The organism is Ancylobacter koreensis, assembly GCF_023016525.1.
GTDB classification, from domain to species: Bacteria; Pseudomonadota; Alphaproteobacteria; order Rhizobiales; family Xanthobacteraceae; genus Ancylobacter; species Ancylobacter koreensis.
Map to the genome: position 1 here is coordinate 652,713 of NZ_JALKCG010000001.1, position 21,470 is coordinate 674,182.

General features: G+C 69.1%; 21 protein-coding genes and 1 pseudogene. 12 read left to right on the top strand and 10 right to left on the bottom strand.

Annotation, left to right across the window (positions count from 1 at the left end; genetic code table 11):
• Positions 1-78: 78 nt before the first annotated feature.
• The 3 genes from MWN33_RS02990 to MWN33_RS03000 all read left to right on the top strand — a co-directional run bounded on the left by MWN33_RS02990 (position 79) and on the right by MWN33_RS03000 (position 3,942).
• Positions 79-1,242 (top strand): Fic family protein, encoded by a 1,164-nt coding sequence (locus MWN33_RS02990; protein ID WP_247198650.1) that lies wholly within the window; start codon positions 79-81, stop codon positions 1,240-1,242.
• Positions 1,242-3,512, top strand: a complete 2,271-nt coding sequence (gene glyS / locus MWN33_RS02995) for a glycine--tRNA ligase subunit beta (protein WP_247198651.1) — start codon at positions 1,242-1,244, stop codon at positions 3,510-3,512. The genes MWN33_RS02990 and glyS overlap by 1 nt, the downstream gene beginning before the upstream one ends.
• A gap of 271 nt (positions 3,513-3,783) precedes the next feature.
• Positions 3,784-3,942, top strand: coding sequence for a DUF3096 domain-containing protein (locus MWN33_RS03000; RefSeq protein WP_247198652.1), 159 nt, complete (start codon positions 3,784-3,786; stop codon positions 3,940-3,942).
• Between the two features lie 78 nt (positions 3,943-4,020).
• Here MWN33_RS03000 and MWN33_RS03005 read toward each other — a convergent pair whose 3' ends face one another.
• Positions 4,021-4,419, bottom strand: coding sequence for a DoxX family protein (locus MWN33_RS03005; protein ID WP_247198653.1), 399 nt, complete (start codon positions 4,417-4,419; stop codon positions 4,021-4,023).
• 288 nt (positions 4,420-4,707) lie between these two features.
• On the opposite strand from MWN33_RS03005, the gene ppdK reads away from it, so the two are divergent.
• Both ppdK and MWN33_RS03015 read left to right on the top strand, forming a co-directional pair.
• A complete protein-coding gene (gene ppdK / locus MWN33_RS03010) occupies positions 4,708-7,386 on the top strand; it encodes a pyruvate, phosphate dikinase (RefSeq protein WP_247198654.1) in 2,679 nt (892 codons plus the stop codon).
• A 240-nt stretch (positions 7,387-7,626) separates the two neighbouring features.
• Complete coding sequence (locus MWN33_RS03015; protein ID WP_247198655.1) at positions 7,627-7,962, top strand: GIY-YIG nuclease family protein; 336 nt, start codon at positions 7,627-7,629, stop codon at positions 7,960-7,962.
• Positions 7,963-8,025: 63 nt separating this feature from the next.
• Here the strand turns inward: MWN33_RS03015 and mutS are convergent, their stop codons facing one another.
• The 3 genes from mutS to MWN33_RS03030 all read right to left on the bottom strand — a co-directional run bounded on the left by mutS (position 8,026) and on the right by MWN33_RS03030 (position 12,932).
• Complete coding sequence (gene mutS, locus MWN33_RS03020; RefSeq protein WP_247199770.1) at positions 8,026-10,692, bottom strand: DNA mismatch repair protein MutS; 2,667 nt, start codon at positions 10,690-10,692, stop codon at positions 8,026-8,028.
• Between the two features lie 174 nt (positions 10,693-10,866).
• Positions 10,867-11,367, bottom strand: a complete 501-nt coding sequence (locus MWN33_RS03025) for an MmcB family DNA repair protein (RefSeq protein ID WP_247198656.1) — start codon at positions 11,365-11,367, stop codon at positions 10,867-10,869.
• Positions 11,368-11,423: 56 nt separating this feature from the next.
• On the bottom strand, positions 11,424-12,932 hold the full coding sequence (locus MWN33_RS03030; RefSeq protein WP_425531950.1) for an MATE family efflux transporter: 1,509 nt from the start codon (positions 12,930-12,932) through the stop codon (positions 11,424-11,426).
• Between the two features lie 223 nt (positions 12,933-13,155).
• Here MWN33_RS03030 and argB point away from each other — a divergent pair, with 223 nt between their 5' ends.
• The 4 genes from argB to dapE all read left to right on the top strand — a co-directional run bounded on the left by argB (position 13,156) and on the right by dapE (position 17,043).
• Positions 13,156-14,049, top strand: a complete 894-nt coding sequence (argB, locus tag MWN33_RS03035; protein ID WP_247198658.1) for an acetylglutamate kinase — start codon at positions 13,156-13,158, stop codon at positions 14,047-14,049.
• A 10-nt stretch (positions 14,050-14,059) separates the two neighbouring features.
• Positions 14,060-14,773 (top strand): pyrimidine 5'-nucleotidase, encoded by a 714-nt coding sequence (locus MWN33_RS03040; protein WP_247198659.1) that lies wholly within the window; start codon positions 14,060-14,062, stop codon positions 14,771-14,773.
• 66 nt (positions 14,774-14,839) lie between these two features.
• Positions 14,840-15,682 (top strand): 2,3,4,5-tetrahydropyridine-2,6-dicarboxylate N-succinyltransferase, encoded by an 843-nt coding sequence (gene dapD, locus MWN33_RS03045; protein ID WP_247198660.1) that lies wholly within the window; start codon positions 14,840-14,842, stop codon positions 15,680-15,682.
• Between the two features lie 164 nt (positions 15,683-15,846).
• Positions 15,847-17,043 carry a succinyl-diaminopimelate desuccinylase gene (dapE, locus tag MWN33_RS03050; protein ID WP_247198661.1) on the top strand — a complete coding sequence of 399 codons (1,197 nt, stop codon included), beginning with the start codon at positions 15,847-15,849 and terminating at the stop codon, positions 17,041-17,043.
• 16 nt (positions 17,044-17,059) lie between these two features.
• Here dapE and MWN33_RS03055 read toward each other — a convergent pair whose 3' ends face one another.
• Positions 17,060-17,329, bottom strand: a complete 270-nt coding sequence (locus MWN33_RS03055) for a hypothetical protein (protein ID WP_247198662.1) — start codon at positions 17,327-17,329, stop codon at positions 17,060-17,062.
• 143 nt (positions 17,330-17,472) lie between these two features.
• On the opposite strand from MWN33_RS03055, the gene MWN33_RS03060 reads away from it, so the two are divergent.
• From MWN33_RS03060 to MWN33_RS03070, 3 genes are all read left to right on the top strand, one after another.
• A complete protein-coding gene (locus MWN33_RS03060; RefSeq protein ID WP_247198663.1) occupies positions 17,473-17,925 on the top strand; it encodes an NUDIX hydrolase in 453 nt (150 codons plus the stop codon).
• 76 nt (positions 17,926-18,001) lie between these two features.
• The gene (locus MWN33_RS03065; protein ID WP_247198664.1) at positions 18,002-18,439 is read left to right on the top strand and encodes a TIGR02301 family protein; all 438 of its coding nucleotides are present in this window, start codon (positions 18,002-18,004) and stop codon (positions 18,437-18,439) included.
• Positions 18,440-18,593: 154 nt separating this feature from the next.
• Positions 18,594-18,866, top strand: coding sequence for a hypothetical protein (locus tag MWN33_RS03070; protein ID WP_247198665.1), 273 nt, complete (start codon positions 18,594-18,596; stop codon positions 18,864-18,866).
• A 204-nt stretch (positions 18,867-19,070) separates the two neighbouring features.
• Here MWN33_RS03070 and rpsU read toward each other — a convergent pair whose 3' ends face one another.
• The 5 genes and pseudogenes from rpsU to MWN33_RS03095 all read right to left on the bottom strand — a co-directional run bounded on the left by rpsU (position 19,071) and on the right by MWN33_RS03095 (position 21,425).
• On the bottom strand, positions 19,071-19,310 hold the full coding sequence (rpsU, locus tag MWN33_RS03075) for a 30S ribosomal protein S21 (protein WP_247198666.1): 240 nt from the start codon (positions 19,308-19,310) through the stop codon (positions 19,071-19,073).
• 158 nt (positions 19,311-19,468) lie between these two features.
• Positions 19,469-19,735 carry a DUF1330 domain-containing protein gene (locus MWN33_RS19190; protein ID WP_247199771.1) on the bottom strand — a complete coding sequence of 89 codons (267 nt, stop codon included), beginning with the start codon at positions 19,733-19,735 and terminating at the stop codon, positions 19,469-19,471.
• Positions 19,736-19,786: 51 nt separating this feature from the next.
• Positions 19,787-20,089 (bottom strand): annotated as a pseudogene (locus tag MWN33_RS19195) (DUF1330 domain-containing protein); the annotation flags it as partial.
• A 20-nt stretch (positions 20,090-20,109) separates the two neighbouring features.
• A complete protein-coding gene (gene pyrF, locus MWN33_RS03090) occupies positions 20,110-20,826 on the bottom strand; it encodes an orotidine-5'-phosphate decarboxylase (RefSeq protein WP_247198667.1) in 717 nt (238 codons plus the stop codon).
• 17 nt (positions 20,827-20,843) lie between these two features.
• Entirely contained in the window at positions 20,844-21,425 is a 582-nt protein-coding gene (locus MWN33_RS03095; protein WP_247198668.1) for an NADPH-dependent FMN reductase, read from the bottom strand.
• Between the last annotated feature and the right edge of the window lie 45 nt (positions 21,426-21,470).

Sequence of the window (21,470 nt, forward strand, 5' to 3'; positions counted from 1 at the left end):
CACGCCTTTCAATAACGCGCACATGGATTATAACAAAAGCGCCTTTTGTTATAATCTTGGTCCGAGTGATTGCACCAAATGAAACCGGACGATTTCGCGGGCACGCCGAGCGGCACGTTGGTGCCTACAGACCGTTCGCAGTGGGCTTTCGTGCCCAACCGCTTGCCGCCGCCGCTCGACCTCAGCTCACTTGCGGAACCCCTGGCGCGCACCTCGCAGCTTCTCGGCGAATTGAACGGCATTGGCCGAACCCTGGCCGACCCGCTGCTGCTGATCCGTCCGCTTCAGGCCCGCGAGGCCCTCACATCGTCAAGCATGGAAGGCACCTACACGACGCTCGACGAACTCCTCCTCGTTGATGCCGGCGGCCCCGAAACGGAGGCTCTCCACGACACGCGGGAGGTTGTGAACTACCGGCGCGCGCTGGCAAATGCCATCGAGAGCCTGGAGAGGCTCCCGCTGTCGCTTCGGACCATGCGGGATGCTCATCGGACCCTTCTCGCCGGCGTCCGGCGGCACCGGGGCTCATCCGCCCAACCCGGCGAATTCAAGGTCCACCAGAACTTTATCGGTGCTCGCGAGATCGAGGCGGCGCGCTTCGTTCCGCCGCCGCCCGTGGAGGCCGCCGCCTGTCTCGGCGAACTGGAAAAATACATCCACCGCGAGAATCGGGGTGGCATTCCCGATCTCGTCGACGCCGCGCTTATTCACTATCAGTTCGAAACCATTCACCCCTTCGCGGACGGAAACGGCCGGGTCGGGCGCATGCTCATACCGTTGCATCTGTTCGTTCGAAGGGCACTTCGGGAGCCGATCCTGTATCTCAGCTCGACCCTTGAGGCGCGCAAGGACGAGTATATCGACCTGATGTTCGCCGTTTCGCAGCGCGGCGAGTGGCTCGAATGGATCGCCTTTTTCCTTGAAGTCGTCGCCGACGCCTGTACCAGTGCAATCGCTACGGCGGACGCTCTGCTGGCCTTGCAACGCGATTACCGCAGACGTGCGACAGGCGCGGGACGCTCCTCGAACCTGCTCGCGATCATCGACCACCTGTTCCGCAGCCAGATCGTCACGATACCGTCCGTTGCCAGTCTGCTGGGGGTCCAGTATCGCTCCGCGCAACTGAACATCGAAGCCCTGGTCTCGGTCGGCATATTGTCCGAGATCCCCGGCACCTCTAACCCGAAATACTTCATGGCGCGCGAAATCCGTGACGTCATCAATCAGAGCTTGGCCCGCTGATGCCCGATCTCCTGCTCGAACTGTTCTGCGAAGAAATCCCCGCCCGCATGCAGGCCGGCGCGGCGGAGAGCCTGCGCAAGCTCGTCACCGACGCGCTGGTGGAGCGGGGACTCGTCTATGAGGGCGCCAAGGCTTTCGTCACCCCGCGCCGGCTGGCGCTGGCGGTGCACGGCCTGCCGGCCCAGCAGCCGGACACCCATGAGGAGCGCAAGGGCCCGCGCGTCGGCGCCCCGCAGGGCGCCATCGACGGCTTCCTCAAGGCGGCGGGGCTTTCCTCGCTCGATCAGGCCAGCATCGAGACCGATCCGAAGAAGGGCGAGTTCTACGTCGCCCGCCTGCACCGGCACGGCCGGCCGACGCCGGAGGTGATCGCGCAGATCGTGCCGGAGATCGTGCGCGCCTTCCCCTGGCCGAAGTCGATGCGCTGGGGCAAGGCCTCCGCCCAGCCCGGCGCGCTGCGCTGGGTGCGCCCACTGCAGTCCATCCTGTGCACCTTCGGTCCCGAGACCGAGGAGCCGGAAATCGTGCGCTTCGACGTCGACGGCATCCAGTCCGGCGACACCACGCGCGGCCACCGCTTCCTCTCCGAGGGCACGATCCGCGTGCGCCGGCTGGAAGACTGGATGGCGAAGCTCGAAGCCGCCTTCGTGGTCGTCGACCGCGAGCGGCGCAAGGACATCATCCTCAATGACGCCAAGGACCTCGCTTTGGCGCAGGGACTGGAGCTGGTCGAGGATGCCGGCCTGCTCGACGAGATCGCCGGCCTGGTGGAGTGGCCGGTGGTGCTGATGGGCGCCTTCGAGCAGAGCTTCCTCGATGTGCCGGACGAGGTGATCCGCGCCACCATCCGCGCGAACCAGAAGTGCTTCGTACTCAAGGACCCCAGGACCGGCCGCCTCGCCAACCGCTTCATCCTCGTCTCGAATCTGGCGGCGAGTGACGGCGGCAAGGCCATCGTGGCCGGCAATGAGCGCGTCATCCGCGCCCGCCTGTCGGACGCCAAGTTCTTCTGGGAGACGGACAAGCGCACCAACGCCACCGTGCCGCTGGAGGAGCGGCTGGACAAATTCGCCAACGTGACCTTCCACGAGAAGCTCGGCTCGCAGCTGGAGCGCATCAAGCGCATCGCCGCGCTGGCGCATCTTCTAGCGCGCGAGGTCGGTGCCAATCCAGACCTCGCTGAGCGCGCCGCGCTCTACGCCAAGAGCGACCTGCGCACGGAAGTCGTCGGCGAGTTCCCCGAGGTGCAGGGGCTGATGGGCAAATATTACGCCCGCCTCGAAGGCCTGCCCGAGGAAATCGCCCTCGCGGCTGAAGAACATTACAAGCCGCAGGGCCCGACCGACTTTGTTCCAACCGCGCCGGTTTCGGTGGCGGTGGCGCTAGCCGACAAGCTGGACACGTTGGTGGGCTTCTGGGCTATCGACGAGAAGCCGACCGGCTCGAAAGACCCCTATGCTCTACGTCGTGCGGCGTTGGGCGTGGTGCGCATCGTCCTGGAGAACAACCTTCGGCTCGAACTACTCGGAGTTATCGCCTTTGGCCTGATGGGCGTGGCGGGAGCGGCAGCCACCGCATCTGAGAATACGATATTGCGTCAGAACTTGAGTTCTATTCTCGACGATCAATTGACGGCCGGCGCAGCGCTGGAGAAAGCTGAAAATCAGGTCGATCTTTTCGCGCAAGCGGTTGGGATTTTTAAGGATCCGGTGAAAGGACGCCACGATAAGGCGCTTTCTATCACAATCGACCTCCTCTCCTTCTTCGCCGATCGCCTGAAGGTCCATCTCCGCGAAGCCGGTGCCCGGCACGATCTCGTCGACGCCGTCTTCGCGCTTCCAGGTCAGGACGACCTCCTCCTCATCGTCAAACGCGTCGAGGCGCTCGGGCGGTTCCTCGCCACGGAAGACGGCAGGAACCTGCTCGCCGGCACCAAGCGCGCGGCGAACATCCTGCGCATCGAGGAGAAGAAGGACGGCGTCTCCTATGAGGGCGGCGTCGACATGGTGCTGCTGCACGAGCCGGAGGAGCGCGCGCTGGCCGACGCCATCGCCGCGCTCGGCCCGCAGATCGAGGCCGCACTGGAGCGGGAGGATTTCGAGGCCGCCATGGGCTTCATCGCCCGGCTGCGCGCGCCGGTGGACGCCTTCTTCGACAAGGTGACGGTGAACGCGCCCGAGCCGGAGCTGCGCGCCAACCGCCTGCGCCTGCTCGCGGACATCCGCCGCACCACCCGCGCCATCGCCGATTTCGACCGCATCGAGGGGTAGGGTCTCCCCCCGCTCTCTCCTGCGGACCGCTGCGTTCCCAAACGCCGTCATCCCCGGGCTTGGCCCGGGGATCCACGACTTCGGATCCGCATGCGCCCGGCAAAAGACGTGGAGGACCGGGTCAAGCCCGGCCATGACGATGTCCTTTTCGCCGACGCCAAAGGGCGGAAGAGGGGAGTTGCCGAGCCGCCCGCGCGGGCCGTCCCACGGTTTCGCTGGAACTTCCCGCGCGGCTCAGGCTTATTGAGCTACCGCTCCGGGGAGACCGCACATGGAAATCAACGTCGTCACCATCCAGCCCATCGTCGCGCTGATCGCCGGGATCCTCATCCTGGTGATGCCGCGCCTGCTCAACTACATCGTGGCGCTCTACCTGATCTTCATCGGCGTGGTCGGCCTGCTCGGCCGCAACGGCCATTTGCCGTTCTGAGCCACGCCCGCGTCAGCCCGGAACGGCCGCAAGCCGTCCGGGATGACGCCGCTCGGCGCGTGCGGTCAGCGCTTGCTGTCAGCGCTTGGCGGAACCGCGGAAATTGTCGACCGCCCATGGGCCGGGGCCGGCGAAGAAGAGATAGAGGAACACGAAGGAATACAGCGCCGCCAGCTCGCCGCCATTGACGATGGGGAAGAAGTCCTGCGGCGCGTGGACGTAGAAATAGGCGACCGCCGTCATGCCGGAGAGGATGAAGGCGGTGGGGCGCGAGAACAGCCCGATCAGCAGCAGCACGCCGCCGACCAGCTCGATCACGCCGGCGAAGCCCGGCGGCGTGAAGATGTTGATGCCGCTCGCCTGCGTGGCCGGGAAATGCAGAATCTTGGTGGTGCCATGCTGCAGCAGCAGCAGCGAGGACGCGACCCGCAGCAGGCTGAGCACATGCGGGGAAAGCCGGTTCAACATTGCGATCATGGAAAGCCCCTCGCGGCTGGTTGATACGCCCATGCAATACCATCCTTCCTTCCCTGCCGTCACAATGCATTGGCGCCCGGATACCCGTGCAGGGCAGCAATCCGTGCCGCATGTGCGAATGACGGATTGAAGGAAACCCCTCAAGACGCTAGATCAACATTGGGAAAAGGCACGGCGCCGTCGCTCGGCATCCGTCCAACCCGTTGACAGTGCATATATTTCAGCCGTGGCTGAATTTCCATCATGGTGGCGGGCCCTCCCGGCTGCCACCGAACGGGGCTCTGCGAAATGACGAAATGGGTCTACACCTTCGGCGACGGCACTGCGGAAGGTGCGGCGGAACTGCGCAACCTGCTCGGCGGCAAGGGCGCGAATCTCGCGGAAATGTCGAATCTCGGCCTGCCGGTGCCCCCCGGCTTCACCATCTCGACCGAGGTGTGCACCTATTATTACGCCAACGGCAACGCCTATCCGCCCGAGCTGAAGGGCACCGTCGACGCCGCGCTGGCCCATGTCGGCCAGCTTGCCGGCCGCAGCTTCGGCGATCCCGCCAACCCGCTGCTCGTCTCGGTCCGCTCGGGGGCGCGCGCCTCGATGCCGGGCATGATGGACACGGTGCTCAATCTCGGCCTCAACGACGTCACCGTCGAGGCGCTGGCCCGCTCCTCGGGCGATGCGCGCTTCGCCTATGACAGCTATCGCCGCTTCATCCAGATGTACTCGAACGTGGTGCTGGACTTCCCGCACCATCATTTCGAGGAGGTGCTGGACGGCTTCAAGGGCGACCAGGGCTATACGCTCGACACCGATCTTCACGCCGGCGACTGGCGCGAGATCGTCGCCCGCTACAAGGCGCTGGTGGAGCATGAGCTCGGCCGCGCCTTCCCGCAGGACCCGCACGACCAGCTCTGGGGCGCCATCGGCGCCGTTTTCGGTTCGTGGATGAACCAGCGCGCCATCGTCTACCGCCGCCTGCACCAGATCCCGGAGAGCTGGGGCACGGCGGTGAACGTGCAGGCCATGGTGTTCGGCAATATGGGCGAGACCTCGGCCACCGGCGTCGCCTTCACCCGCAACCCCTCCACCGGCGAGAACGCGCTCTATGGCGAGTTCCTGATCAACGCGCAGGGCGAGGATGTGGTGGCGGGCATTCGCACGCCGCAGAACATCACCGAGGCCGCGCGCATCGAGGCGGGCTCCGACAAGCCCTCCATGGAGAAGGCGCTGCCGGAGGTGTTCACCGAGTTCAACCGCATCGCGGGCGTGCTGGAGAGCCACTACCGCGACATGCAGGACCTCGAATTCACCGTCGAGCGCGGCAAGCTGTGGATGCTGCAGACCCGCTCAGGCAAGCGCACCGCCAAGGCCTCGCTGCGCATCGCGGTCGAGCTCGCCAATGACGGCGTGATCACCCGCGACGAGGCCATCGCCCGCGTCGACCCCGCCGCGCTCGACCAGCTCCTGCACCCGATGCTCGACCCCAAGGCCGACAAGAAGGTGATCGGCACCGGCCTGCCGGCATCCCCGGGCGCCGCCTCGGGCGAGATCGTGTTCTCCGCCGACGAGGCGGAACTGCTGAAGACGCAGGGCCGCAAGGTCATTCTCGTGCGCATCGAGACGAGCCCTGAGGACATTCACGGCATGCACGCCGCGCAAGGCATTCTCACCACGCGCGGCGGCATGACCTCGCACGCGGCGGTGGTGGCGCGCGGCATGGGCAAGCCCTGCGTCTGCGGCGCCGGCACCATCCGCGTCGATTATGCCGCCGGCACGCTCACCTCCGGCGGCGTCACGCTGAAGAAGGGCGACATCCTCACCATCGACGGCGCCACCGGGCAGGTGATCGCCGGCGCGGTGCCCACCCTCCAGCCGGAGCTCTCCGGCGAGTTCGCCACCCTGATGGGCTGGGCCGACGGCGTGCGCCGCCTCAAGGTTCGCGCCAATGCGGAGACCCCGCTCGACGCGCGCACGGCGAAGAATTTCGGCGCCGAGGGCATCGGCCTCTCGCGCACCGAACACATGTTCTTCGACGGCGACCGCATCCGTTCCGTGCGCGAAATGATCCTCGCCGACGACGAGAAGGGCCGCCGCGCCGCGCTGGCCAAGCTGCTCGCCGCGCAGCGCTCGGACTTCCAGGAGCTGTTCGAGATCATGGACGGGCTGCCCGTCACGATCCGCCTGCTCGACCCGCCGCTGCACGAGTTCCTGCCCCACACCGACGCGGAGATCGCCGAGGTGGCGGAGGGGCTCGGCGTGTCCGCAGCCAAGCTCGCCGCCCGCAAGCGCGAGTTCGACGAGTTCAACCCGATGCTCGGCTTCCGCGGTTGTCGTCTGGCCATCGCCTTCCCGGAGATCGCCGAGATGCAGGCGCGCGCCATCTTCGAGGCGGCGGTGGCCGCGCAGAAGTCGACCGGCAAGCCGGTGGTGCCGGAGATCATGGTGCCGCTGATCACCGGCAAGCGCGAGTTCGACCTCGTGAAGCACGACATCGACACGGTGGCGAAGAAGGTGGAGGCCGAGACCGGGGTGACGCTCGACTATCAGGTCGGCACCATGATCGAGCTGCCGCGCGCGGCGCTGAAGGCGGGCGAGATTGCCGAGACGGCGGAGTTCTTCTCCTACGGCACCAACGACCTCACCCAGACCACCTACGGCATCTCCCGCGACGATGCCGGCACGTTCCTGGGCACCTACATCGCCAAGGGCATCTTCGAGGTGGACCCCTTCGTGTCGATCGACACCGAGGGCGTGGGCGAGCTGGTGAAGATCGCCACCGAGCGCGGCCGCGCGGTGCGGCCCACGCTCAAGCTCGGCATTTGCGGCGAGCATGGCGGCGACCCTGCCTCGGTCGCCTTCTGCGAGGAAGTGGGGCTCGACTACGTCTCCTGCTCGCCCTTCCGCGTGCCGATCGCCCGGCTGGCGGCGGCGCAGGCCGCGCTGAGGACGCAGGCGGCCAGCCAGGCGTGAGGGCGCATTGAGCCGTCATCCCGGCCAAGCGAAGCGCGAGCCGGGATCGCTTATCATGTCCGCCCCCTACCGTCATGCCCGGGCCTGGTCCGGGCATCCACGCCTTTCTTCTTGCTCGCCACCTAGGCGAATCGTGGATCCCCGGGTCAAGCCCGGGGATGACGTTGCTGTGCGTGGCGTGCAGGCGCGTGAACCCACAGCGCTCCCGGGCCCGTACGGGCACCCGGAATAAACCCCGTCATGCCCGGGCTTGACCCGGGCATCCACGTCCCCGACGCTTTCCTCATGCGGGGCGGCTTCGTCTATATCCTCACAAACCGGCCGAACGGCACGCTCTATGTCGGCGTGACCTCGGATATCGTCCGGCGCGTCTTCGAGCACCGCGAGGGTCTGGCCGATGGCTTCACCGCGCGGTATGGGCTGAAGACCCTCATTCATCTCGAACGCTTCGATGACATCGCGAGCGCCATCCAGCGCGAGAAGACACTCAAGCACTGGTCGCGGGCATGGAAGGTCGCGCTGATCCTTGAGGGCAACCCCGCATGGCGCGACCTCTACGACGAGATTGTCCGCTGAAGCGAGGACGTGGATCCCCGGGTCAAGCCCGGGGAGGACGTCGTGAAGGTGCCCTGTGCCCCCTCACCCGCCCTTCGCCATCCCCTTCAGCTTGTACAGCGCCTCCAGCGCCTCGCGCGGGGTCATCTCGTCGGGGTGGAAGCTGTCCAGCGCGCCCTTCACCGCCGCCGCCACCGGGTCGGCCTTGGCCGCCGGCGCGGCCGGGGCGGGGGCGCGGTTCAGCGCGGCGAAGAGCGGCAGGTCGTCGAGAATGCGCTGCGTCGGAGCGGCGCGGTCGGCGCTCTCCAACTCGGTCAGCACGGCCCGGGCGCGTTCGACCACCGCCGGGGGCAGGCCGGCGAGCTTGGCGACCTGGATGCCGTAGGAGCGGTCGGCCGCGCCCGGCACCACCTCGTGCAGGAAGATCACCTCGCCCTCCCACTCCTTCACCTTCACCGTCGCGTTGACGAGGCGTGAGAGGCGCTGCGACAGCGCGGTCAATTCGTGGAAATGGGTGGCGAACAGGCCGCGGCAGCGGTTGGCCTCGTGCAGGTGCTCAAGGCTCGCCCAGGCGATGGAGAGGCCGTCGAAGGTGGCGGTGCCGCGCCCGATCTCGTCGAGGATGACCAGCGAGCGCTCGGTCGCCTGGTTGAGGATGGCGGCGGTCTCGACCATCTCGACCATGAAGGTCGAGCGCCCGCGCGCCAGATCGTCCGCCGCGCCGACGCGCGAGAACAGCCGGTCCACCACCCCGATGCGCGCCGCCCGCGCCGGCACGAAGGCGCCGGCCTGCGCGAGGATGGCGATCAGCGCGTTCTGCCGCAGGAAGGTGGACTTGCCCGCCATGTTCGGGCCGGTGACGAGCCAGATGCGGCCGGAGCGCGCCTTCTCGGGCGGGGAAAGCTCGCAGTCATTGGCGACGAAAGGTCCTCCGTCGCGGCGCAACGCCTGCTCGACCACGGGATGGCGGCCGGCTTCGATCGCGAAGTCGAGCCCGCCATCGACCTCCGGGCGCACCTGCATCTCGTCGACGGCGAGCTTGGCGAGGCCGGCGGTGACGTCGATGACGGCGAGCGCCTCGGCGCAGGCGCGGATCGCCTCGGCATGGGCCATCACGGTGGCGACGAGTTCGTCGAAGACGCGCTGCTCCAGCCCCAGCGCCCGTTCGCCGGCGCTGGCGATCTTCGCCTCCAGTTCGGCGAGTTCGGTCGAGGTGAAGCGCATCGCCCCCGCCATGGTCTGGCGGTGCACGAAGACGACGTCGAAGGGCGGCTCCCGCAGCCGGTCGGCGTTCTGCTGGCTGACCTCGACATAATAGCCGAGCACCGCGTTGTGGCGGATCTTGAGCGCGCGCACGCCGGTCTCCTCGACATAGCGGCGCTCCAGGTTGGCGACGACGCGCCGGCTCTCGTCGCGCAGCGCACGGGTGGCGTCGAGATCGGCGCTGTAGCCGGCCCGCACGAAGCCGCCGTCGCGCCGGTTGAGCGGCAGTTCGTCGGCGAGCGCGGCGCCGAGCATTGCCGCCAGCTCCGGGTCGACGCCCGCCAGCACGCCCGCCGCCTGCGTCAGTTCCTCCGGCGCGGGGGAGGCGGCGATCAGCCCGGCGATGGTTGCGCCCTCGGCGAGCCCGCGCCCGATGGCGGCGAGGTCGCGCGGGCCGGAGCGCCCGAGCGCGACGCGCGAGAGCGCGCGGGCAAGGTCCGGCGCGCCGGCGAGGCGCTCGCGCAGCTCGGCGCGCAGCCCGGCTTCGTCGACGAGATGCTCTACCGCGTCGAGCCGGCGGGCGATGCGGGCGGGGTCGGTCAGCGGCTCGGCAAGCCGGCGGGCGAGCAGCCGCGCCCCGGCCGAGGTGACGGTACGGTCCACCGCCGCGCACAGGCTGCCCGTGCGCTCGCCGGTGGTGGTGCGCAGGATTTCGAGATTGGCCCGCGTCGCCGGGTCGATCACCATGGCCTCGCTGGAGGCCTCGCGCTGGGGCCGGCTCAGCGGCGGGCGGGCACCGAGCTGGGTGCGCTCGATATAGGCGACGATGGCGGCGGCGGCGGTGATCTCGGCGCGCGAGAAGCTGCCGAAGGAATCGAGCGTCGCCACGCCGTAGAAGCCGGCGATGCGCCGCTCCGCCGCCGCGCCGTCGAAGCTCTCGCGTGGCAGCGGCGTGACGGCGGGCAGCGCGCGCCAGAGCGGGCGCAGCGCCGGCTCGTCATAGATGGCGTCGGCAACCAGCAGTTCGGCCGGCTCGATGCGGGCGAGGTCGGCGGGCAGGCGGCCGGCCTCCGTCTCGGCGACGCGGAAGGAGCCGGTGGAGATGTCGGCGAAGGCGAGCGCATAGACATAGCCGTCCTCGCCTTCCCCGCCCTTCACGCGGGCGAGGCTCGCCAGCACGTTCTCGCGCCGCGCATCGAGCAGCGCGTCCTCGGTCAGCGTGCCGGGGGTGACGAGGCGGATGACGTCGCGCTTCACCACGCTCTTGGGGCCACGCCTCTTCGCCTCGGCGGGGTCCTCCACCTGCTCGCAGACGGCGACGCGGTGGCCGGCCGCGATGAGCCGGTTGAGATATTCCTCGGCGCGCTCCACCGGCACGCCGCACATCGGGATGTCCTCGCCCAGGTGCTTGCCGCGCTTGGTGAGCACGATGCCGAGCGTGCGGGAGGCCAGCTCGGCATCCTCGAAGAACAGCTCGTAGAAATCGCCCATCCGGTAGAACAGCAGGCTGCCGGGATTGGCGGTCTTGATCTCGATGTACTGCGCCATCATCGGCGTGACGCGCTCAGTGTCGCCTGCCGCCTTGGGCGTGACGCGCTCGGCATCGCCTGCCGTCTTGGGGGCGGCGGCCTCGTCGGGACCCGCGTTCTTCAGGGGAGCGTTCATGGGCCGACGCTGGCAGAGGCGGGGGCGGCGACGCAAGCGCGCTCGCCCGTTATCCCCTCAAAGCTCGATGCCGCGCAGCGCCTCGGGGTCCATCAATCCCATCAGCCGGCCGGCGGCGGCGCGGGCGAAGCGAAGAGTGAGCGCCTTGCGGGTGGCGCCCGGCATCGGGTGGTGCGGCGCCTCGCGCACAAGCCCGGCGCCGAACGGATCGGCGACCAGTATGCCTGTATCGTCAGGCAATATGTCGAGCGGGAAGTCCGGTCCGACGGCGAAGAACAGCCGGTCGCAGTGCAGACGGTAGTCTCTCCACTTGCGGTCGGTGCGGAAGTCGATGATCGAGGATTTGATCTCGACCACCCAGACCTGCCCGCGCGCATCCAGCGCGGCGATATCCGCCCGCCGTCCGGAGGCGAGGCAGAATTCCGGCACGCCGACCATGCCGCAGGCCGCGAGATAGCGCAGAGCGCCGCGCTGTATGCCGCGCGCGGTTTCCGATTGCCGGCCGTCGGCGGGAAACACGAGGCCGGCGAGAGGGTCGTGGAATGAGGTGTCGCTCATCCGGTGTACCCTATCCGTTCTCGTCGCCGGACGGAAGCAAATGGCGCGCGAGGCGTCTAGCGCCGGTGTCCCGCCTCGTCCGCCGGCATCACCTCCACCGGCGCCGCCTCGATGGCGGAAGCATCCTCGCCGCGCGAGAAGGCGGGAAGCTCGGCGCCGGCGAGCGGGGTGGCGGGCGCGGGCGGGCGCGCCCCGGCATGCAGGCGCCGCACCACCGCAAAGGCGCAGATCAGCGCCGCCACGCCGAAGGCGACGGAGCCGAGCGCCTGCCCGGCGATGACGCCCTCGGCGCCGAACCAGTGCCCGCCGAGCCAGACGAAGGGAATGGTGCCAAGGCTCGCCCGGCCCCAGTTGAACAGGGTGGACAGCAGCGGTGCGCCGAGATTGTTGAAGGCCGCGTTGGCGACGAACAGCGCGCCGAAGAACACATAGGCGCCGGCCGCGTAGAGGCAGAAGAAGGCGACGAGATGCACGCCTTCCGCCGACAGGCCAAACACGCCGGCGACGAGGTTGCGCGAGAGCGCTAGCACCGCCCAGACCGCCAGCACATAGACGAGGGTCAGCATCAGGCTGTCGCGGATCGACTGCCGCACGCGGTCGTAGCGCCCGGCGCCGACATTCTGGCCGATCACCGGGCCGATGGCGCCGGTGAGGGCAAAGAGCGGGCCGAAGGCGACCGGGATCAGCCGGCCGATCACCGCCCAGGCCGCCACCGCCGCATCGCCATGCGGCGCGAGCGCATAGGTGACATAGGCGTTGCCGACAGGGGTGGCGACATTGGTGAGGATGGCCGGCACGGCGATGGCCGAGAGCGGGCCGAGATCGTTCATCAGCGCGGCGAGGCTCGGGCGTTCCGCCAGCCTGTGCACCCGCACCACGGCATTGAGCCCGTAAGCCGCCATGACGATGCGCGCCAGCACCGAGGCGATGGCGGCGCCCTCGACGCCCCATCCGAGGCCAAGGATCAGCAGCGGGTCCAGCACGGCGGTGGCGAGCCCGCCCGACAGCGTGACCCACATGGAGCGGCGCGCGTCGCCGATGCCGCGCAGCGTGCCGGACGCCGCCATGCCGAGGCCGAGCAGCGGCGTCGAGGGCAGCACGATGAGCAGGAAATTCCGCGCCAGCTCCAGCGTGCGCCCGCTCGCGCCGAGGAGGGTCAGCAGCGGCGTGAGCGCCGGCAGCATGGCGAGCGAGATCGCGGCCGTGGCGAGGCCCATATAGATGAGCGAGGAGGTGGAAAGCCGCCGGCCGGCCTCGATATCGGCGCGTCCGACAGCGCGCGAGACCAGCGCCGAACCCGCGATCATCACGCCGATGCCGACCGAGGTGATGAAGAACATCACCGTGCCGGCATAGCCGATGGCCGCCGCCAGTTCCTCCTCGCCGAGCAGCGAGATGTAGAACAGGTTCAGCAGGTCGACGACGAACACCGCCATCAGCCCGATCGAGCCCGCCGCCGTCATCGTCGCAACGTGGCGCAGGGTCGAGCCTTGGACGAAGCGCGCCGTCATCGGGCGGGAACCTTCGGGGCGGGCGGGAGCGGATGGGGAGTTCATGCAGGGCATATGGCACGCGCGGGGAGCTTCGCACAGGTTGCGGTACGCAAGCGGCGTCTTGCACCGGTGCCCGCGCGCATGCCGGGCCGACCGCCGGTGCAATTGCCCGCGAGCGTCGCGCGCGAGCGATTGAGAAGCGTCATCGAAATCGGCTAGAAGGGCACGCCCCGCACGGGCCCGCGCCGTGCCGGCTCCCGATTCACCGCCTCCCGCCCGCGCCAACGGATCCGCCATGACCGCTGACATTATCGACGACCACGCCAAGGCCCGCGTGCTGGTGCAGGCGCTGCCGCACATGCAGCGCTACGACGACGCGGTCATCGTGGTGAAATATGGCGGCCACGCCATGGGCGACGAGCAGGTGGCGCGCGACTTCGCGCAGGATATCGTGCTGCTCGAACAGTCCGGCGTGAACCCGGTCGTGGTGCATGGCGGCGGCCCGCAGATCGGCGCCATGCTGGCCAAGCTCGGCATCAAGTCGGAATTCGCTGCGGGCCTGCGCATCACCGACAAGGCCACCGTCGAGATCGTCGAGATGGTGCTGGCCGGCTCGATCAACAAATCCCTTGTCGGCTTCATCAACGAGGCGGGCGGCAAGGCGCTCGGCCTGTCCGGCAAGGACGGCAACATGGTGATCGCCTCCAAGGTCACGCGCTCGGTGCGCGATCCGGCGTCGAACGCCGAGCAGGAGATCGACCTCGGCTTCGTCGGCGAGCCGGAGACGGTGGACACCACGGTGCTCGACCAGATCCTCGGCCGCGAGCTGATCCCGGTGCTCGCCCCCGTCGCCACCGGCAAGGACGGTGGCACCTTCAACGTCAACGCCGACACTTTCGCGGGCGCCATCGCCGGCGCGCTCGGCGCCAAGCGGCTGCTGCTGCTGACCGACGTGCCCGGCGTGCTCGACGCGAACAAGCAGCTCATCAAGGAGCTGACCATCGCGCAGGCGCGCGCGCTGATCGCCGACGGCACCATCTCCGGCGGCATGATTCCGAAGGTGGAGACCTGCATCTACGCGCTGGAGCAGGGTGTCGAGGGGGTGGTGATCCTCGACGGCAAGGTGCCCCATTCCGTGCTGCTGGAGCTGCTGACCGACCACGGCGCCGGCACGCTGATCCGGCCCTGAGGCGCGCGCCGTGACCTCATTGCCGGCACCGCGCCCGGTCGATTTCACCCGGGTGGATACCTGGGTGTTCGACCTCGACAACACGCTCTACCCGCCGGGCCTCGACCTGTGGCGGCAGATCGACCTGCGCATGCGCAGCTACATCGCCGACTATCTCGGGGTCTCGCTGGACGAGGCTTTCGCGCTGCAGAAGGGTTATTACCGCAAATACGGCACCTCGCTGCGCGGGCTGATGATCGAGCACGGCATGGACCCGGACCCGTTCCTCGCCCATGCGCACGCCATCGACCTCGTCTCGCTCGATCCGGCGCCGGAACTGGGCGAGGCGCTCGGCGCGCTGCCCGGCCGCAAGCTCGTCTACACCAACGGCTCGCGCGGCCATGCCGCGCAGGTGCTCGACAAGCTCGGTATTTCCGGCCATTTCGCAGATGTGCACGACATCGTCGCCGCCGAGTTCCACCCCAAGCCGCACGAGACCGCCTATCGCGGCTTCCTCGCCCGCTTCGACGTCGATCCGGCCCGCGCGGCGATGTTCGAAGACCTCGCGCGCAATCTCGAAGTGCCCGCTCAGCTCGGCATGCGCACCGTGCTCGTGGTGCCGCAGGGCGAGGCGGTCAGCCCGGCCGACCGCGAGGCATGGGAGCATGAGGGCCGCGACGGGGACCATATCGACGTGGTGACGGACGACCTGACGGCGTTCCTGAATTCGCTGCGCGCCACCTGAGCCACATCCCCGTTGACAGAAGCCGCCCGCGACCGGACAAGACGCCCCGGACAGCGGGAGAATGACATGTCGAGCCAGCTTCAGAGCATCGTCGAGAACGCCTTCGAGAACCGGGCCGAGATCACTTTCGAGACCGGCGGCGAGGTGCGCCACGCGGTGAACGAGGCGCTGGCGCTGCTCGATGCCGGCAAGGCGCGCGTCGCCGAGCCCGGCGCCGACGGCAACTGGAACGTCAACCAGTGGCTCAAGAAGGCGGTGCTGCTCTCCTTCCGCCTCAACGACATGAGCGCGATCCCCGGCGCGCCGGGCGGCGCCCACTGGTGGGACAAGGTGCCCTCCAAGTTCGAGGGCTGGGGCGAGGGCGAATTCCGCGCCGCCGGCTTCCGCGCCGTGCCGGGCGCCATCGTCCGCCGCTCGGCCTTCATCGCGCCGAACGTCGTGCTGATGCCCTCCTTCGTGAATCTGGGCGCCCGCGTCGATGCCGGCTCCATGGTCGACACCTGGGCGACGGTCGGCTCCTGCGCGCAGATCGGCAAGAACGTTCACCTCTCGGGCGGCGTCGGCATCGGCGGCGTGCTGGAGCCGCTGCAGGCCGGCCCGGTCATCATCGAGGACGACTGCTTCATCGGTGCGCGTTCGGAAGTGGTCGAGGGCGTCATCGTGCGCCGCGGTTCGGTGCTCTCCATGGGCGTATTCATCTCGGCGACCACCAAGATCGTCGACCGCGCCACCGGCGAGGTGTTCGTCGGCGAGGTGCCGGCCTATTCCGTGGTGGTGCCCGGCTCCCTGCCCGGCAAGCCGCTGCCGGATGGCACGCCCGGCCCGTCGCTCTACTGCGCGGTGATCGTCAAGCGCGTCGACGAGCAGACCCGCTCCAAGACCTCGATCAACGACCTGCTGCGGGACTGAGCGCCGGTTCCGCACGCTCCCGCTTGACCGTCATCCCGGCCGAAGCGTAGCGAAGAGCCGGGATCGCTTGCGGCATCCGGACATGCCACCGGCACGCGATCCCGGATCGGCCTGCGGCCGTCCGGGATGACGACGGCAGAAGGGCTGGACAGAGGAGACGAGGCATGCCCGAGGCGATCAAGGCCGATCCCGTCGAGATCCTGCGCAACCTCATACGCTGCCCCTCGGTGACGCCGGAGGAGGGCGGCGCGCTCGCCCTGCTCGACGCCCTGCTTTCCAATGCCGGCTTCACCACCCACCGGGTGAAGCTGACCGCGCCCGACACGTCCGATGTCGAGAACCTCTACGCCCGCTTCGGCACGCGGGGCCCCAATCTGTGCTTCGCCGGCCATACCGACGTGGTGCCGCCCGGCGACCCCGCGCACTGGCGCTTTCCTCCTTTTGAAGGCGCCATCCAGGACGGGCTGATCTACGGGCGCGGCGCGGTCGACATGAAGGGCGGGGTCGCGGCCTTCATCGCCGCCGGCCTCGATTTCGCGGCGGCGCACGACAACGACCCCGAAAATGCCGTCCTGCCGGGCTCCATCTCCTTCCTGATCACCGGCGACGAGGAAGGCCCGGCCATCAACGGCACCGAGAAGCTGCTGCGCTGGCTCGCCGACCGCGACGAGCGCATCGACCATTGCGTGCTGGGGGAGCCGTCCTCGCGCGCGGCGCTGGGCGACATGGTGAAGATCGGCCGGCGCGGCTCGCTTTCGGGCACGCTCACCGTGCACGGCAAGCAGGGCCATGTCGGCTACCCCCACCTCGCCGAGAACCCGATCCCCGGCATGGTGCGGCTGCTCGCCGGGCTGAAGGCCGAGCCGCTGGACGGCGGCAACGCGCATTTCCAGGCGTCGAATCTCGAAGTCGTCTCCGTCGATGTCGGCAATCCCGCCTTCAACGTCATCCCGGCGCAGGCGCAGGCGCGCTTCAACATCCGCTTCAACGATCTGTGGACGCCGGCGACGCTTGCCGCCGAGATCGAGCGCCGGCTGACGGCGGCGGCCGGCAACGAGGTGCGCTTCAGCGTCGCCTTCGAGGCGCGCTCCTCCGACAGCTTCCTCACCGCGCCGGGCGAGTTCGTCGATCTGGTGGTGGATGCCATCGCCGGGGCGACGGGCCGGCGGCCGGAGCTGTCCACCACCGGCGGCACGTCGGACGCGCGCTTCATCAAGGATTACTGCCCGGTGATCGAGTTCGGGCTGGTCGGCACCACCATGCATGCGGTGGACGAATCGACCCCCGTCGACGAGGTGCGCGCGCTCGCCCGCGTCTATGCCGGCATGATCGGGCGCTACTTCGCCGCCTTCGGACGCTGAGGGTTCGCGCGGCGCCCTATTTCGGCGCCGGCGCGCCCGAGCGCGTGCCGGAGACATTGGTCGAGTAGAGGTCCGTCTGCACCCCGCCGCTCACCTTCACGCAGGTCGAGCCGCCCGCCACGCGGGCAAAGCCCGGACCGAAGGACGCGCAGAACGGATCGGGCTTGGGCGGGTTGGACGGCGGCGGCGGATTGCCGGCGAAGGCCGGTGCGGCGCCCGCCAGCAGGGTGACGAGAAGCGCCGCGCCGGCGGCTCTGGACAAAGTGCGGTGCGTTGCGGCCTGCATGCGCGTCTCCCGTGCCGAGGTTGCGGAATCGGGCGTCGAAATCTCGGGTGCCGAAATCTCGGTTCCGATTGCGGCTCCAATCGGGCGGCGCCTGTTCTACACTCCCCGCGCCCTCGTGCCGATCACTTCATGGAGCCCGCCAAATGGAGCCCGCGACGTCCGCGATCCGCCCCGTCCTTGCGGCCAGCACCGCCGTCTTCCATGAGGGGCGCGTGCTGCTGGCGCGGCGCGGCAAGGCGCCCTCGCTCGGCCTGTGGACCCTGCCGGGCGGGCGCGTCGAGCCGGGCGAGACGCTGGCGGACGCCGCCGCCCGCGAGGTGCGCGAGGAGGTGGGCGTCGACTGCGCCGTGCTCGGCGTGGCCGGCGCGCTCGACATCATCCAGCACGACGCGGCGGGCGCACTCGCCGCCCATTTCGTCGTGGTGAGCCATGCCGCGCGCTGGATCGTCGGCGAGCCCGCCACCGGGCCGGAGGCGGCCGAGGTCGGCTGGTTCGAGCCGGACGCCCTGCCAGCGGAGACCACGCCGGGCCTTCAAGGCATCGTCGACGCGGCCGTGCTGGTCGTTCAGGCGATGGAGGGGCCGGACGCGATGTGATCTGTCCGCGCGGCGTTTTCGCGCCCGCACGCGGGACCTCTTGACGCCCGCGCGGGCGCGGCGCACCACAGCGGCCATGATGCTCGCGGTTCTCAGGCTTCAGTCGTTCCGGCGCGGCGTGCGCGCGGCGCTCCTGCTTGGCCTTGTCGCCGGGGTGCCGGCCGTCGCTTTTGCCCCCCCCGCCGCCGCACAGTCGACGCAGGGCGGCGCCCCGCCCTATGAGGGCGACCTGCTGCGGCTCTCCGAAATCCTCGGCGCGCTGCATTATCTGCGCCCGCTCTGCGGGGCGGGCGAGGCGACGCGCTGGCGCGACGAGATGCAGGGCCTGGTGGACCTCGAAGCGCCCTCCGGCGACCGGCGCGGCCAGCTCATCAGCGCCTTCAACAACGGCTATGACAGCTACAAGCAGGTCTACCGGAGCTGCACGCCCTCGGCCGAGCTCGCCAGCCAGCGTTATCTCGAAACGGGCGCCAAGCTCTCGCGTGACATCGCCGCCCGCTACGGCAGCAACTAGTCGGACGGGGCGGCCGCGTGGCGCGGTACGATTGCGCGCCGCTGTCACTTTTTTGCCGCGGCATATTAACCGTCCTTCAATTCTTGGGCGGACCGGGCGAATCCTCGTGTTAATGTCTTTTCAAGGCGCGTCGCCCGCACGCGGAGGATCCGTTTTGTCCCAGCTTCCCGAAACGCTCGACATCGACGACAAGGCCGACCAGGCCCATGAGGACGAGCGTCACGCGGCGCTCGCCTATCTCGACGAGGCGTGGAACGAGGCGGTCTATGACGGTCTCGACGAGGATTGCCTGGCGCAGGCGGCGCTGTTCACCGCCATCCGCTCCATGGTCGCCACCTATGGCGAGGAAGCCGCCGCCGGCTTTGCCGAGCGTCTGGCCGGGCGCATCCGCGCCGGCGAATATACCGTGCCCTTCAACCGCCAGTAAGACGGCGGTACGGCTCGTTTCCCGACATTCGGCCTGATGCGGCGCCTGAACGGGCGACCGCGCGAGTTGCGCCCGCCAGAGCGGGTTCGACGCGCCGGCCTTCGCGCACGCCACCTCGCAACGGCAAAAGGCGCGGCGACTTCCGTCACCGCGCCTTGCCAATCGCCGTGCCTTGAGGGGTTCCGCGTGCGGAACCGTCGCCTCTCAGCGGGCGCCCATCACCGGCTTGGGCTTGGAGGGGATCAGACCCTCGCGCTGGGCGCGCTTGCGGGCCAGCTTGCGGGCGCGGCGGACAGCCTCGGCCTCTTCGCGGGCGCGCTTCTCGGAGGGCTTCTCGTAGTGACCGCGCAGCTTCATCTCGCGGAAAATGCCCTCGCGCTGCATCTTCTTCTTCAGCGCCTTCAGGGCCTGATCGACATTGTTGTCCCGAACGAGAACCTGCACGTGTAACCCTCTTCGTGCTTCGCGGTGCCGCGCATGCGTTGAATTCTGGCGACCGGTGCGGCCCCCTGCGCGGGCGCAGGATGGCGGGCTGCCGGTCAAGGTGAGCGCACTTAGCAGAATGCGGCCGGCTTGTCCACCGTGCGCACGGCCGGGGCGGCCTACAGGCCCTGTATGATGATCGCCTCGGCCACCGCCGCCTTCTGGCGGATGGCGAGCGCCGCCTGATATTCGGGCGAGCGATAGGCGGCGAGCGCGGTCTCATAGTCCTTGAAAGCGAGCACGACATTGCGCGAACGCGCCGGCCCGTACACCGCTTCATGGCGCCCGCCGCGCACCAGGAACCAGCCCTGATATTTGCGCACCGCCAGCGCGTCGGCGGTGATGTAGCCCTTGTAGGTTTCCGGGTCGTGCACGTCGATGCGCATCACCCAGTAGGCGGCGCCCGGCCCTTCCGGCGGGCCGGAGACGAGGCCGGCGGCCGGCTGGTCGCCCTCATAGCCCTCGATCACCAGATGGTCGCCCTCGGAATGGGCGACGCGGTGGGTGTAGGCGGCCTGATATTCGGGCGAATGGAAGCAGGCGAGGGCGGTCTCGTAATCTTTGAATTCCACGACAACGTTGCGCGAGCGCGAGACCCCTTCCACCGCCTCGAAGGCGCCGCCCTGCGCCAGCATGCGGCCGCCGAAAGCGGCGATGGTCGGCAGCGCGCCCTGCAGATACGGCTTGTAGCCGTCGGCATCGGTCACATCGAGGCGGCTGATCCAGTAGCCCTTGGCCATTCGTCTTTCCTTCGTGTCGTTCAGGACGTGGCGAGCGCCCGCGCGATCTCGGCCTGCACGGCCCGCGCGGCCGCCGCCGGGTCGGGCGAGGCGACGATCGGGCGGCCGACCACGAGATGGTCGGCGCCGGCGCGGATGGCGGCGAAGGGCGTGGCGATGCGCTTCTGGTCGCCCGCCGCCGCCCCGTCCGGCCGCACACCGGGCGTCACGATGGCGCCCTTCGCTCCCAGCGCGGCGCGCACCGATGCCGCGTCGGTCGGCGCGCAGACGATGCCGTCTATGCCGATCTCGCGCGCCAACGCCACACGGCGCGCCACGGTGGAGGCGACGTCGCCGCGATAGCCGGCTTCGTCGAGGTCGGCGTCGTCATAGGAGGTGAGGACGGTGACGGCGAGGATGCGCAGCGGGCTGGCGCCCTTGCCTTCCATCGCCGCACGCATGGTCTGGGGATAGGCGTGCACCGTGGCGAAGGACGCGCCGAGCGCGGCGAGGCTCGCCACCCCGCGCGCCACCGTGTTGCCGATGTCGTGCAGCTTGAAGTCGATGAACACCTTCTTGCCGTCGCCGATCAGTTCGCGGGCGAAGCCCAGCCCTCCGGCGAAGCCGAGCTCGTAGCCGATCTTGTAGAAGCTCACCGTGTCGCCGAGGCGTGCAACGACGCTTTCCGCCGCCCCGACCGAGGCGAGGTCGAGCGCGACGATCAGCCGGTCTCGCGGATCGGGAAGGGGCGCGCTCATCGAGAGGTCTCCGCGGCTCAGGCGCGCAGACCAGCCCTGAGCGCCGCCTGCTCGATAAGCGTAGTCAGCACGGCGCGCAACCTCTCCAGCGCCCGGCCGTCCTTGAAGCCGCCATCGGAATCGAAGGCGCCGGCGGCACCCGCCACCATCACCTGCTCGGCGAGCACGAGGCTGTTGAGCCCGAGCGCCAGCGTCTGGCGCAGCGACATCGAGGCGCGGTAGCCCCCGAGCCCGCCCGGCGAGGTGGAGCCGATGGCGTAGACCGGGCCCTTGAACGGGTCGCCCTCGCCCTTGGCGCGGCTTGCCCAGTCGATGGCGTTCTTCAGCAGCGGCGGCAGGCCGGCATTGTATTCCGGGGTCACGAGGAACACGCCGTCGGCGCGCGCGAGCTGGTCGCGCAGCTTGCGCGCCGCCTCGGGCACGCCCTCTTCGGCTTCCAGATCGCCGTCATAGATCGGCATCGGGTAGTCGGCGAGCGAGAGCAGCACCGGCTCGCATTCCATCAGCGCGAGCTCGCGGGCGGCGAGCGCGGCGAGGGCGGCCGAGAAGGAGCCGGTCCTTATGGAGCCGGCAAAGGTCACGATCCTCGGGGGTCGCATCTTTTCCTCCGCGTGTGGGGCCGCGTGGGGGGCGCCGGTGAGCGC